This is a genomic window from Nicoletella semolina, from assembly GCF_004345745.1.
GTDB lineage: Bacteria > Pseudomonadota > Gammaproteobacteria > Enterobacterales > Pasteurellaceae > Nicoletella > Nicoletella semolina.
Genome location: NZ_SLXJ01000002.1, coordinates 17,671 through 30,846, shown reverse-complemented (window position 1 = coordinate 30,846; position 13,176 = coordinate 17,671). Strand labels below are relative to the sequence as shown.

Below are 13,176 nucleotides of genomic sequence, written 5' to 3'. Positions count from 1 at the left end.
AATAAAACCTATAAAAACCTAGCCAACTATATCAAATTTACACAAGGATTTACAAAATAAAGAAAGATTTTTTTCCAAAAAATTATAACAAGGCAGATAAATAGCTGATAAAATGTGTACGGCTAAAATCGCTTGATTTTTTAACGAATAGTACCGTTGTTTAACAAATCACATTCATTCATAATCTATCGGAATACAACCAACAAAACACAAGCAATGCAAACACTCAACTATTTATGGGGCGAACCCCAACAAGCGGGCAGATTAAAGCAAGAATTTGCAGACTTTATCGTGCGTGAAGAACTTGGCTATCCGCTCGCTGGTGAGGGGGAATTTGTTGCAGTAAAAATCCGCAAAATCAACGCTAACACCCTCTTTGTTGGGGAAAAACTGGCTGAATTTGTCGGAGTTTCTGCCAAAAACATGAGTTATGCTGGTTTAAAAGATCGCCACGCCATCACCGAGCAATGGTTCTGTTTACACCTCGCAGGCAAGGCAACGCCTGACTTTAGCTCGTTTGACTGCGATGGCATAGAAATTTTGGAGATTACTCGCCACAACCGCAAAATTCGCATTGGCAGCCTTGCAGGCAATCATTTTGATATCTTGCTACGAGATGTAGTCGAAAAAGACGAATTAATACACCGCTTACAACAACTACAAGCGGTCGGATTTCCTAATTATTTTACAGAACAACGCTTTGGACGTGATGGACATAATCTAGAGCAGGCACAGCGTTGGGCGAAAGGCGAGATCAGTGTCAAAGATCGCAAAAAACGCAGCTTTTACCTCTCTGCCGCACGCAGTGAAATCTTCAACCTAGTGGTCTCACAACGCATTGCCAGTAACAGTTGGCAACAAGTTTATGCAGGCGATGTGCTACAACTGGCTGGCACAAATAGCTGGTTTATTGCACAACCATCTGAACTAGATAGTCTGAACAAGCGGTTAATTGAGGGCGATATTTTGCATACTGCACCACTGGTTGGCAAAGATAGCTCCAAGCTAATTGACACCACAGAACAACAGCAAAATACAGTTACACCAAATCAAGAACAACACATTGTAGAGCAGCATCAAACACTGCTGCAATTAATGGTAAAAGAACGCATGAATGCGGCTCGCCGTGCAATGTTATGTAAACCACAAAATCTAACGTGGCAATTTGAGCCAGAAGGTTTGAAATTGCAATTTTATCTACCTGCAGGCAGCTACGCCACTGCATTAGTGCGTGAGTTGATTCTGCTACCAGCCGAATAAATCCAAGGAAACACTATGAAACTTCCCAAAAGCCAAATAGCCTTTACTCTTGCAACAGCCTTCTCCGCCATCACCATACCCACCACATTAACCCTTATCCCGCAAATGGCTTATGCTCAAGCGACAGGGATTACTACACCAGCAGAATTGATTGCTGCCATTGGTTCGTGCTAAAAATGGGGACACCATCACATTAGCTCAGCCAAGTTTTGTTATAGGTTATGGTAATGGTGGCTACCTTGGTTCAATCAATGAGCAGACGGCTAGGGGTAAGTTATATACATTTGATAAAGATATTACTATCGATCTTAACGGAAATGAGTTAATTTTTAGAGGTGTAACGGTAATTAACGAAGGCAGCCTTACCCTTAAAAACGGCACGATTAGTATAATGGACGAGGGAAATTCGGTTGGTAATATATTTAATGACGGGACTTTAACCATCACAGGTTCTGCAACAGAGCGTAACAATGGTTCAAAATTAACGGCTGCTGAATTTATCAATAATGGCACATACAATCGTACTGCTCCACAACCACCCCTGCCACAAGAAACACCTGTGGCTAACAAAGCTCCAGAAGAGCTAAAGCAACGAGAAGCAAGACAAGTTTAGCAGGGCTACAAGCGGGCGTGGGGGCAAGTTATGCGTTAAATGACACCGTTACGCCATTTGCTCGCCTAGATTGGCAGATCAAAAACGCCAAAGCGTTGCACGAACAAGGCGAAGGCGTGGCGTTTACGCAGCAAATTGAGGCAGTACCTTCGGCAGTTGCGAAGGTGGGGGCAAATCTTAGCTTGCCATTATCTGCAAAAATTCGTCTAAATTCAAGTGCTGCTGTGGGGGTAGAGTTGTTGCACAAACAGCCACGAACCGTTCAACCTCAAGTCGGTAAATCCTTGCTCAACATTGGTGTGGGTGTGGATTATCAGCTAAGCCCAGACTTGACGCTGACCGCCGCCTACCAAACCGAGCAACGTAAACACGCCAACAACCACAGTGCCAATATCAATGTGAAGTGGCGGTTTTAAGCCCATTTACCCTCCCTAAACCCTCCTTGCTTTTGCAATGAGCAATTAACAACCAGCGGACGCCAGCGTGGCGTCCCTACAGATTGCTTTAATACACTCGTACAAATAAATATTTTCACGCTCTCACTCTTTTTGCTATGCCTTTGGAAGGGAATAATTTAAAATCTTACGCATTATTGGCAATTTATTAATCAGTGTGATAAAGCAAAAACCTCTTGCAATTTTTTTAATGGGACCGACCGCTTCAGGGAAAACAGATCTAGCGATTGCTTTACGCCAGTGTTTACCTGTTGAGATCATCAGTGTTGATTCTGCTTTGATCTATAAAGGAATGGATATCGGCACAGCAAAACCAAGCACAGCAGAATTAGCCTTAGCCCCTCATCGTTTAATGGATATTCGTGATCCTATCGATAGCTACTCGGCAATGAATTTTCGTGAAGATGCCCTGAGTGAAATGGCACAGATTACTGCTAGTGGGCGAATTCCGCTGCTTGTAGGCGGCACAATGCTTTATTTCAAAGCATTGCTTGAAGGATTATCACCCTTACCCTCTGCTGATCCGCTTATTCGAACACAGATCGAACAACAAGCTAAACAGCACGGTTGGGCAGTGCTGCACCAAACATTGTCACAGATTGACCCTATCTCAGCCAATCGCATCAATCCTAATGATAGTCAGCGAATCAATCGTGCGTTGGAAGTATTTTACCTAACTGGCAAAACAATGACGGAATTAACCGCACAGCAGGGCGAGAGTATCGAATATGATATTCTTCAGTTTGCTATTACCCCCCCTGAACGCAGCGTACTTCATCAACGCATTGAACAGCGTTTTCATAAGATGATCGACAAAGGATTTGAGGACGAAGTGAAGCGGTTGTTTTTACGCAAAGATTTGCACATTAATTTGCCATCGATTCGTTGCGTAGGTTATCGTCAAATGTGGGAATATTTACAGGGCGATATTTCACTTGATGAAGCTGTTTTTAAAGGAATTTGTGCAACTCGCCAGCTTGCTAAACGTCAGATAACCTGGCTAAGAGGTTGGAGCAGTGAATTAGAGTGGCTTGATAGCTTGTTACCAGAACAAGCGTGCATTAGAATACAAGAGAAATTGCTGCAAAAATGCCAAAATTTGTAGTAACATCACATCGCCTTTGGCATACCATAATCAACAATAACTAAAAGGAACATAAAATGGCAAAAGGTCAATCTTTACAAGATCCTTATTTAAATGCACTACGCCGTGAGCGAATTCCTGTTTCAATTTATCTAATGAACGGCATCAAATTACAGGGGCAAATTGAATCGTTCGATCAGTTTGTGATTTTACTGAGAAATACTGTAAGCCAAATGGTTTACAAACACGCCATTTCCACCGTCGTACCAGCACGATCAGTAAGCCATAATAACGCAACACAATCTCAAGTTACTACAGAACCTTCAGAAAATACGGAATAATTAAAGTAGGGAACACACTTTTTGAACCTGAATCTAAGGGATGATCGCTTTCGTTCCCTTTCTTTTTGGTTCTTCAAGTATTACCTATCGACTGAATAAAAACGCTCACTTTGAATGGCAAACGTGCCTAAAATTGTTTCATAAGTCAAATCAATTAACTGAATTTAGCAAATCGCTACTTGCTGAACTCAAACAATCTAGATCAATATTAAATTCTCTTCCTCTGCAAGCAGAGGAAGAGAAAACTAAAACCGCCACTTCACATTCACATTGGCACTGTGGTTGTTGATGTGTTTACGCTGCTCGGTTTGGTAGGCGGCGGTCAGCGTCAAGTCTGGTCTTAGCTGATAATCCACGCCCACACCGATGTTGAGCAAGGATTTGCCAACTTGAGGTTGAACGGTTCGTGGCTGTTTGTGCAACAAATCCACCCCTACAGCAGCGGTAGAATTTAGGCGAATTTTTGCAGACAATGGCAAGCTAAGATTTGCTCCCACTTTCACAACTGCCGAAGGTGCTGCCTCAATTTGCTGCGTAAACGCCACGCCTTCGCCTTGTTCGTGCAACGCTTTGGCGTTCTTGGTTTGCCAGTCTAGGCGAGCAAATGGCGTAACGGCGTCATTTAACGCATAGCTTGCCCCCACGCCCGCTTGTAGCCCTGTTAAACTTGTCTTGCCAGCCACGCTTTGGGCGGCAATTTGGCTGTGTCGTTCGCTGTCCACACGGCTGTGATTTGCCCCAAGCAAGCCGTTTAGTTGCACCTTGTCAAGCTGATAATCGCCATACACAAAGCCATACACCGTCTGGGCTTTGAGTGTGTGAGCAGCGGCTTTGGCGACATCTTGGCTGACCGCCACCGCCACCCCAATGCGTGAATTGCTTAAGGCTTTATCCGCCCCCACAATCACCGCTTGATGCTGGGTTTTGGCATCGCCAGACACTCCCCAAGCTCCCAAGCCTTTTGCCCACACCGCCTGCTCGCCATCAACACGAGCGGTATATTGGCGTGCTTCAATTTTTTGAGCCAACAATCTGGCAGAATCCTGCAACAAGTGATTTAACACCGCAAAATTGGCTGGGTCTTCGGCACGGCGTGCTTGTTCAGCAAGGCGTCTGTCTGCTGCCTCTTTTGCCAAGCGGGCTTTTTCAGCTTTTTCGGCTTCTTCACGCACTTTGGCTTCTTGTTCTGCCTGTTTACGGTCGGCTTCTTCTTTGACTTTTTGCTCTTCAAGTTTACGCTGTTTTTCCGCTTCAGCTAGGCGGTCGGCTTCTTGTTGTTTACGCTGTTCTTCTGCCTGTTTACGCTCCGCTTCTTCTTGCTGGCGTTTTAATTCTGCCAAACGCTCACGCTCTTCTTGTGCTTGTGCCTCTTTCTCTTTTTGGCGTTGCAACTCATCAGCTTTGGCTTTTTCTTCCGCCGCTTTTTGACGAGCTAACGCCTCTTGACGAGCGGTCTCTTCCGCCAATTTTTTTGCAGCCGCTTCATCAGCTTTGCGTTTTTCTTCTGCCTCTTTGGCCAAGCGGGCTTTTTCTGCCGCTTCACGCACTTTGGCTTCTTGTTCTGCCTGTTTGCGGTCGGCTTCTTCTTTGGCTTTTTGCTCTTCAAGTTTACGCTGTTCTTCTACCTGTTTACGCTCCGCTTCTTCTTGCTGGCGTTTTAATTCTGCCAAACGCTCACGCTCTTTTTGTGCTTGTGCCTCTTTCTCTTTTTGGCGTTGCAATTCATCAGCTTTGGCTTTTTCTTCCGCTGCTTTTTGACGAGCTAACGCCTCTTGGCGAGCGGTTTCTTCTGCCAATTTTTTTGCAGCCGCTTCATCAGCTTTGCGTTTATCCTCAGCCTCTTTAGCTTTGCGTGCTTCTTCCGCTAGGCGTCTATCTTCTGCCTCTTTTGCCAAGCGGGCTTTTTCTGCTTCTTCACGCACTTTGGCTTCTTCTGCCTGTTTGCGGTCGGCTTCTTCTTTTTCCAAACGCTCTTGCTCTAGGCGTTCACGCTCTTTGCGATCGGCTTCTTCTTTGGCAAGGCGTGCTTCTTCGGCTTTGCGGTCGGCTTCTTCTTGCTGGCGTTTTAATGCCTCAGCTTCTTGGTTTTTTGGAGCTTCTGGAGCTTTTTTAGCCGCAGGTGTTTCTTGTGGCTGGGTCTGTACCTGTGGTTGCGGCTGGGGTGGTTGTGGCGGTGGCGACTGCACAAGCGGTTGAGTTACTGCAGGCGTTGCTGGGGAAAATTGTGGTTGTGGAGCAGTACGATTGTATGTACCACCTTGATCTTGCACATCTTGAATATTTTGATTGCTGTTTGGATCGATGAACAATGTACCACTATTAATAAATTCAGCAGCCGTTAATTTTGAACCATTGTTACGCTCTGTTGCAGAACCTGTGATGGTTAAAGTCCCGTCATTAAATATATTACCAACCGAATTTCCCTCGTCCATTATACCAATCGTGCCGTTTTTAAGGGTAAGGCTGCCTTCGTTAATTACCGTTACACCTCTAAAAATTAACTCATTTCCGTTAAGATCGATAGTAATATCTTTATCAAATGTATATAACTTACCCCTAGCCGTCTGCTCATTGATTGAACCAAGGTAGCCACCATTACCATAACCTATAACAAAACTTGGCTGAGCTAATGTGATGGTGTCCCCATTTTTAGCACGACCAATGGCAGCAATCAATTCTGCTGGTGTAGTAATCCCTGTCGCTTGAGCATAAGCCATTTGCGGGATAAGGGTTAATGTGGTGGGTATGGTGATGGCGGAGAAGGCTGTTGCAAGAGTAAAGGCTATTTGGCTTTTGGGAAGTTTCATAGTATTTCCTCGGATTTATTCGACTGATAGCATAATTAGTTCACGCACTAATGCGGTGGCGTAGCTGCCTGCAAGTAGATAAAATTGCAATTTCAAACCTTCTGGCTCAAATTGCCACGTTAGATTTTGTGGTTTACATAACATTGCACGGCGAGCCGCATTCATGCGTTCTTTTACCATTAATTGCAGCAGTGTTTGATGCTACTCTACAATGTGTTGTTCTTGATTTGGTGTAACTGTATTTTGCTGTTGTTCTGTGGTGTCAATTAGCTTGGAGCTATCTTTGCCAACCAGTGGTGCAGTGTGCTTGTTTAAGTTCTATATCATTATTTACTTTATGAGTATTTATATTTCCCACCTGTGCCACAGCATCAGTAGAAATTACTATTACAGCAAGAGCTGGCATCACCCCAAAAAGTGCTAACCTAATAGGATTTTCAAAAAAATTCATCGTTGATTTTTCCTTTATGAAAGACAGAGTAAGAATACATATAGGCAAATACCGTGATTTTCTACTACATTGTCTTTTTTATTTTTAGTTAAACAAGTAGTATCTTTATGCTACACTTGTTGGGTTCCTTTAACAATAAACCAACAGTATTAAAATCTAACCTACTACTTCATAAAACCTCACTTTAAGGAATAAGAATGAAAGTCCACGATAAAATCAGAGTAATGAGAGAGATTAATCAATGGTCGCAGGAAGAAATGGCGGAGAGGCTATCTATGTCCGCAAATGGCTACGCAAAAATTAAACGTGGACAGAGCAATATTAACCTTGAAAAATTACAACAAATTGCTAATGTCTTTAACATTGATATGGGTGCATTAATTACTAGCAAAGATCACTCCATCTTTTTCGCTGTCGGTGGCGATAATTCTTATAACTTAACAAATAGCCATTTTGGAACGAATGAAGCGTTAAGTGCGGAAGTCGAAAAATTAAATGCGTTACTTAAAATGAAAGATGAATTATTAAAACAAAAAGATGCTGAAATTGAGATATTAAAAGAATTAGTTGGATTACTGAAAACAAATAAATAACAGAATAACTCCGAAACCAATCACCTTCCTCTTTGCATTGATAAAAAGATAATCTAAAGAGGAAAGATGTCTAAGTGCTTACCAAGATAGAAATCCGTAGATTATACCAATTTAACTGCTCTATATCGGCTGGTTGGATTTACAATTAGCTCCCGAGCAGCAATGATTTGTAGCTCATATTTGCCACGTTGCTGAGTGATGCTCATCACATCATTCACTGCATTGGCCGTGTGTTCAAAGGCTTCGAGATCAGATTTTCCGTTGAGTACATTTGCCAAAAATAGACCACTTGTGAGATCACCCACACCAACAGGATCACGACCAACAAATTCGTGGAGTGGTCGGCTGATATGCCAAATACCTGCGTCGTTTGCCAGTACCATTTCAAATTGGCTTGGATCTTGTCCGACTTTACTTAAGTGTTTGACGAGCACACGTTTTACGCCTTTGGATCGGATTGCTTGAATGGCTTCAATCGCTTGATCGAAATTTTCAACGGATAAGCCTGTTAATTCACGCAATTCGACTAAATTAGGGGCGATGATGTCTGCTTTTGCCATAGCTTCATCACGCAAGAATTCCGCTACACCTGGGGCAACAATACAGCCTTTATCGGGGTGTCCCATTACAGGATCGCAAAAATAAATGGCATTTGGATTTTTAGCTTTGATTTTTTCGACCACCGCAAGGATTTCTGCCCCTTGTTCCGCCGCACCGATATAGCCTGACAAAACAGCATCACATTCGTGCAATGCATCAATTTCATCAATCCCTTGCACAATTTCCCCAATTTGTTCTTTAGGGACAACCATACCTTTCCATTTGCCGTATTGTGTATGGTTGGAAAATTGCACGGTATTTAATGCCCAAGAATCTACGCCCAATAATTGCATTGGAAAAACAGCGGCTTTGTTGCCTGCGTAGCCGTATACAACGTGCGATTGAATAGAGAGAACGTTTTTCATTATGAACTCCAAAAGCGGTTAGTTGCAAATATTTGTGCAAAACTAACCGCTTGTACTAAAAATAGAAAGTTAAAAAGAGTAATTAGATTATCCCTAAATTATACGATATCAAGCAATTCTACTTCAAAAATCAGTGTGCTAAATGGCGGAATAGAGGCTCCAGCACCACGTTCGCCATAGGCAAGGTTGTGTGGAATAGTTAAACGCCATTTTGAGCCAACAGGCATTAACGTCAATGCTTCGATCCAGCCTGCAATCACGCCTGTTACAGGGAATTCTGCTGGATTGCCACGTTTTACTGAGCTGTCAAATACTGTGCCATCAATCAATGAACCTGTGTAATGCACTCGCACTTTGTCACTTTTAGTCGGAACTTTGCCTGTGCCTTGCGTGAGAATTTCATATTGTAAGCCACTATCTGTTTCTACAACATTAGGGTGTTTTTTGTTTTCTGCTAAGAATGCCTTGCCTTCTGTTTCAAGTGCTTTAAAGGCTTCTCGTTGAGCTGTTTCTGCTCGTTGTTGTAAGGTTTGTAATGCTTGACTGACTACTTGAATATCTAATGCAGGCGGATTTTGATTTAATACATCTAACAGTCCCTTTGCTACTGCGTTCGGCTCAATATCTAAACCGCTGGACAGTAATTGTTCACCAATCTGTAAACCGATACCGTAGCCGCCCTGTGCTTCAACGCTTTCTAGCGAGATTGTGTTTAAATCTAATGACATAGTGTTTCCTTATAAATTGAATTGTCAGGTTGGAGGAATGATTTGACGTAGTATGGGGATAAATGAGCGGATTACAAGCCCTAAGCGGTGCGATTTGCCCAAATTTTTGCAAATTAGAGTATAATCACACCACTTTATGAGTTTTTCCGTTTTATTCATTCTTTATTAAGGAATACACAATGCAAAATGCAAAAGATGATCTGCTTTATGCCCCTGTAGAATGGCAAGATTGTAGTACAGGCTACACGGATATTCTTTATCATAAATCAACCGATGGCATTGCTAAAATTACAATTAATCGCCCTGAGGTTAGAAATGCATTCCGCCCACAAACGGTGAAAGAGATGATCCAAGCGTTTTCTGATGCTCGTTTTGATGAAAATGTGGGCGTGATTGTGCTGACAGGGCAGGGAGAAAAAGCGTTCTGTTCAGGGGGTGATCAAAAAGTGCGTGGTGATTATGGTGGTTATCAAGATGACAGTGGCGTCCATCACTTAAACGTCTTGGATTTTCAGCGTGATATTCGGACTTGTCCGAAACCTGTTGTGGCAATGGTGGCAGGGTATGCGATTGGCGGTGGACACGTTTTGCATATGATTTGCGATTTAACCATTGCTGCTGAGAACGCAATTTTTGGGCAAACAGGTCCAAAAGTGGGGTCTTTTGATGGCGGCTGGGGGGCAAGCTATATGGCTCGCATTGTTGGACAGAAAAAAGCTCGAGAAATTTGGTTTTTATGCCGCCAATACGATGCGAAAGAAGCGTTAGAGATGGGTTTAGTCAATACGGTTGTGCCTTATACAGATTTGGAAAAAGAGACGGTGCGTTGGTGTCGTGAAATGTTGCGTAACAGCCCAATTGCGTTGCGTTGCTTAAAAGCAGCACTGAATGCCGATTGTGATGGTCAGTCAGGTCTACAAGAATTGGCAGGTAATGCGACAATGTTATTTTATATGACAGAAGAAGGGCAAGAAGGACGCAATGCGTTCAACGAAAAACGTCCGCCAAATTTTGCTAAGTTTAAACGTAATCCATAACCATTAAGCGAGCAAATACCGTGTTTAACAGCAGCATTTGCTCGCTATTTTTTATTTGATTTGGCATGTTAAAAAAAATCTTTGTTACATTGTGTTTATTATTGGTGATTGCTATAGGGGTAGGGGGATTCTTCTACGTTAAAATTATCAATTTTGCTAATCAGCCTTTAAATCCTCAATTTTTAATGAGCCAGCCCAAGCCCTTTTTGGTCATTGAAAAAGGCACATCAAGCCAAAAATTGGCACAACTGTTGGCAGAAAGAAATATTGTAGCTGAAACCCATTGGCTGCCATATTTTTTACGCCTTTCGCCTTCATTAGGCAAATTCAAAGCAGGAGTTTACTCACTGGAAAATCTTCACACTGTTAGTGAACTGCTTGCTCATTTAAATAGCGGCAAAGAAGTGCAACTGAATGCACAATTTATTGAAGGAAAAACGTTCAAGGACTGGCGTGAACAACTCCGAAACACACCCTATTTAACTCAGACATTAGCGGACAAATCTGAACAAGAAATTGCACAATTATTGGCGATTCCGCATACAAAATTGGAAGGCTGGCTTGCCCCTGATACTTACAGTTATGTGCCTTATAGCAATGATCTTACATTGCTCAAACGAGCCTATCAGCAGCAGCAACAGGCACTATCCCAAATTTGGCAGCAAAGAAAAATCGACTTGCCTCTCGCTAGCCCTTATGAAATGTTAATTTTGGCTTCCATTGTCGAGAAAGAAACCGCTGTGGCTTCTGAACGCCCAAAAGTGGCATCGGTGTTTATTAATCGTCTCAATTTAAAGATGAAACTACAGACTGATCCGACAGTTATTTATGGTATGGGCGAGCATTACAAGGGGAATATTCGTAAAAAAGATCTGCTAGAAGCCACGCCATATAATACTTATGTGATTGATGGCTTACCCCCAACCCCAATTGCTATGCCAAGCCGTGCCTCACTTGAAGCGGTGGCTCAACCAGACAGCACTGATTATCTCTATTTTGTGGCTGATGGTTCTGGAGGGCATAAATTTAGTCGAACTTTAGCTGAACATAATCGAGCTGTGCAAGAATGGATTCAGCTCGAAAGAAAAAAACAACGTGAGAACCTGAATAAATAGCGTAAAATTGACAGAAATCCGTGTTGCCATTTGGCAACTGCTTTCAGAAATGAACCATAACTTACAATAGAATATAAGAGAGTAACAAATGCGTGGCAAATTTATTGCAATAGAAGGTTTAGAAGGGGCAGGAAAATCGAATGCCCAGCAGGTTGTCAGCCAGCTTTTGACAAAACAGGGGCTGGACATCGTGCAAACTCGTGAACCTGGTGGCACACCGATTGCTGAGGCATTACGCACTTTATGGAAACAAGGCGTTGATGGCGAACATACCACGGATAAGGCAGAGCTGCTGATGATGTTTGCCGCTCGAACCCAGCTACTTGAAACAGTGATTGAGCCAGCCTTAACCACAGGAAAGTGGGTCGTGGGCGACAGGCATAATATGTCAAGTTTAGCTTACCAAGGGGGAGGGAGAGGTTTAGTAGGCTTAGTCGAACAAATCAGCCACGCTATTTTAGGTGAGTTTGAACCAGACTTGACGCTTTATCTCGATCTCGATCCTGAAATGGGGCTAGCTCGAGCGAAAGGACGTGGGCAATTAGATCGCATAGAGCAGCAGCACATTGCATTTTTCCAGCGAACTCGCCAGCGTTATTTAACCCTCTGTCAGCATCACCCTAAAGCTGTCATTATCAATGCCGCACAATCGATGGAGCAGGTCTCTGAAGAGATACGACAAGCGGTGATTTCTTTCTTTAATTTTGCAAACTAATATGGCACTTTACCCTTGGCTTGAGCCAATCTACCAGCAGCTTGTTTCTGCCTTTGAGCAAGGACACGGACACCACGCTTTGTTATTTAAAACAGAGAGCGGACTGGGTACGCCAACTCTCATTCGACAGTTTGCCACAAGGTTATTATGCCATACGCCACAAGATGCTGTTTCGTGTGGCACTTGCAAAAGCTGCTTATTAATGCAAAGTGGCAATCACCCTGATTTTCACTTCATTGAGTCCATTGAAGGAAAAGACATTGGAGTCGATCAAATCCGTGATCAGAATACGAAATTACAACAATTTGCCCAGCAAGGTGGCAACAGTGCGATCTACATTGCCTCAGCTGAACGCTTAACAGAAGCAGCTGCCAATGCTCTACTCAAGATATTGGAAGAACCGCACGATAATGTCTATTTTCTGCTAGAAGCTCCCTTAAATAGTCCCTTGTTAGCAACTATTCAAAGCCGTTGCCAATCTTGGCTGGTTCAGCCACCTAGCTTTTCAATTGTATATCAATGGCTACAAGAGCAATGTCCTGCACTCACTTTGGACGATATTGAAATTGCTCTTCGTCTATGTCATCAGCGTCCACTTGTTTGCAAAGATTTTTTGGAAACTGACCGCTTATCACAGCGAAAACGCTTTCTGCAAAATTTTTGGCGATTTTACAAAAGCCACGACATTTGGTTATTGTTAAGTGAGTTTGGCAAAGAAAAAGAGGACATATTGCGACAATTAGACTGGATTAGTTACTTTTTCAGTGATGCTCTGAAAGCGAAAATGACCGTACAATCGACTTGGATAAACCCTGATTTACGCAATGGTATTCTTCCCTTTAGCCAAGCCTTAAGTGTACAATCATTGCTCAAAGGTTATCAAATTATTCTTCAAACTCAACAAGTTATCCGTGAAGTCAATGCTATTAACCTAGAGCTAATGCTTGCAGATGCTCTCACTAAGTTGGCGTTAGACGTATTTGCAACCAATGATCATTGAAGTTTTTCCTAC

Annotated in this window: 14 protein-coding genes and 2 pseudogenes; 11 read left to right on the top strand and 5 right to left on the bottom strand. The window is 42.9% G+C overall.

Translation table 11 applies throughout. The features are described 5' to 3' along the window. Positions 1–216: 216 nt before the first annotated feature. From truD (EV693_RS01445) to hfq, 6 genes and pseudogenes are all read left to right on the top strand, one after another. The gene (gene truD, locus EV693_RS01445) at positions 217–1,260 is read left to right on the top strand and encodes a tRNA pseudouridine(13) synthase TruD (RefSeq protein ID WP_132500631.1); all 1,044 of its coding nucleotides are present in this window, start codon (positions 217–219) and stop codon (positions 1,258–1,260) included. Positions 1,261–1,275: 15 nt separating this feature from the next. Then, complete coding sequence (locus EV693_RS09455; protein WP_165904859.1) at positions 1,276–1,434, top strand: hypothetical protein; 159 nt, start codon at positions 1,276–1,278, stop codon at positions 1,432–1,434. Beyond that, entirely contained in the window at positions 1,412–1,873 is a 462-nt protein-coding gene (locus EV693_RS01440) for a hypothetical protein (RefSeq protein ID WP_132500630.1), read from the top strand. Before EV693_RS09455 ends, EV693_RS01440 begins: the two co-directional genes overlap by 23 nt. Positions 1,874–1,884: 11 nt before the next feature. Then, positions 1,885–2,289, top strand: a pseudogene (locus EV693_RS01435) (autotransporter domain-containing protein); the annotation flags it as partial. Positions 2,290–2,488: 199 nt separating this feature from the next. Continuing rightward, positions 2,489–3,433 (top strand): tRNA (adenosine(37)-N6)-dimethylallyltransferase MiaA, encoded by a 945-nt coding sequence (miaA, locus tag EV693_RS01430; RefSeq protein WP_132500858.1) that lies wholly within the window; start codon positions 2,489–2,491, stop codon positions 3,431–3,433. A gap of 56 nt (positions 3,434–3,489) precedes the next feature. Then, complete coding sequence (hfq, locus tag EV693_RS01425) at positions 3,490–3,753, top strand: RNA chaperone Hfq (RefSeq protein ID WP_132500628.1); 264 nt, start codon at positions 3,490–3,492, stop codon at positions 3,751–3,753. 245 nt (positions 3,754–3,998) lie between these two features. Here hfq and EV693_RS01420 read toward each other — a convergent pair whose 3' ends face one another. The 3 genes and pseudogenes from EV693_RS01420 to EV693_RS09450 all read right to left on the bottom strand — a co-directional run bounded on the left by EV693_RS01420 (position 3,999) and on the right by EV693_RS09450 (position 7,011). After that, on the bottom strand, positions 3,999–6,560 hold the full coding sequence (locus EV693_RS01420) for an autotransporter outer membrane beta-barrel domain-containing protein (protein WP_132500627.1): 2,562 nt from the start codon (positions 6,558–6,560) through the stop codon (positions 3,999–4,001). 15 nt (positions 6,561–6,575) lie between these two features. Further along, positions 6,576–6,761: pseudogene (gene truD, locus EV693_RS01415) on the bottom strand (tRNA pseudouridine(13) synthase TruD); the annotation flags it as partial. Between the two features lie 76 nt (positions 6,762–6,837). Further along, on the bottom strand, positions 6,838–7,011 hold the full coding sequence (locus EV693_RS09450; RefSeq protein WP_165904858.1) for a hypothetical protein: 174 nt from the start codon (positions 7,009–7,011) through the stop codon (positions 6,838–6,840). A gap of 197 nt (positions 7,012–7,208) precedes the next feature. On the opposite strand from EV693_RS09450, the gene EV693_RS01410 reads away from it, so the two are divergent. Further along, on the top strand, positions 7,209–7,604 hold the full coding sequence (locus EV693_RS01410) for a helix-turn-helix domain-containing protein (protein ID WP_132500625.1): 396 nt from the start codon (positions 7,209–7,211) through the stop codon (positions 7,602–7,604). Between the two features lie 101 nt (positions 7,605–7,705). Here the strand turns inward: EV693_RS01410 and pdxY are convergent, their stop codons facing one another. Then, positions 7,706–8,569, bottom strand: a complete 864-nt coding sequence (gene pdxY, locus EV693_RS01405) for a pyridoxal kinase PdxY (RefSeq protein ID WP_132500624.1) — start codon at positions 8,567–8,569, stop codon at positions 7,706–7,708. A 98-nt stretch (positions 8,570–8,667) separates the two neighbouring features. Then, on the bottom strand, positions 8,668–9,297 hold the full coding sequence (bamJ, locus tag EV693_RS01400) for a BamJ family beta-barrel-assembly machinery protein (protein ID WP_132500623.1): 630 nt from the start codon (positions 9,295–9,297) through the stop codon (positions 8,668–8,670). A 179-nt stretch (positions 9,298–9,476) separates the two neighbouring features. On the opposite strand from bamJ, the gene menB reads away from it, so the two are divergent. From menB to EV693_RS01380, 4 genes are all read left to right on the top strand, one after another. Then, the gene (gene menB, locus EV693_RS01395) at positions 9,477–10,334 is read left to right on the top strand and encodes a 1,4-dihydroxy-2-naphthoyl-CoA synthase (protein ID WP_132500622.1); all 858 of its coding nucleotides are present in this window, start codon (positions 9,477–9,479) and stop codon (positions 10,332–10,334) included. Positions 10,335–10,399: 65 nt separating this feature from the next. Next, the gene (gene mltG, locus EV693_RS01390; protein WP_132500621.1) at positions 10,400–11,449 is read left to right on the top strand and encodes an endolytic transglycosylase MltG; all 1,050 of its coding nucleotides are present in this window, start codon (positions 10,400–10,402) and stop codon (positions 11,447–11,449) included. Positions 11,450–11,537: 88 nt separating this feature from the next. Beyond that, positions 11,538–12,164 (top strand): dTMP kinase, encoded by a 627-nt coding sequence (gene tmk, locus EV693_RS01385; RefSeq protein WP_132500620.1) that lies wholly within the window; start codon positions 11,538–11,540, stop codon positions 12,162–12,164. A 1-nt stretch (position 12,165) separates the two neighbouring features. Further along, positions 12,166–13,164, top strand: a complete 999-nt coding sequence (locus EV693_RS01380) for a DNA polymerase III subunit delta' (protein ID WP_132500619.1) — start codon at positions 12,166–12,168, stop codon at positions 13,162–13,164. Positions 13,165–13,176 lie beyond the last annotated feature (12 nt).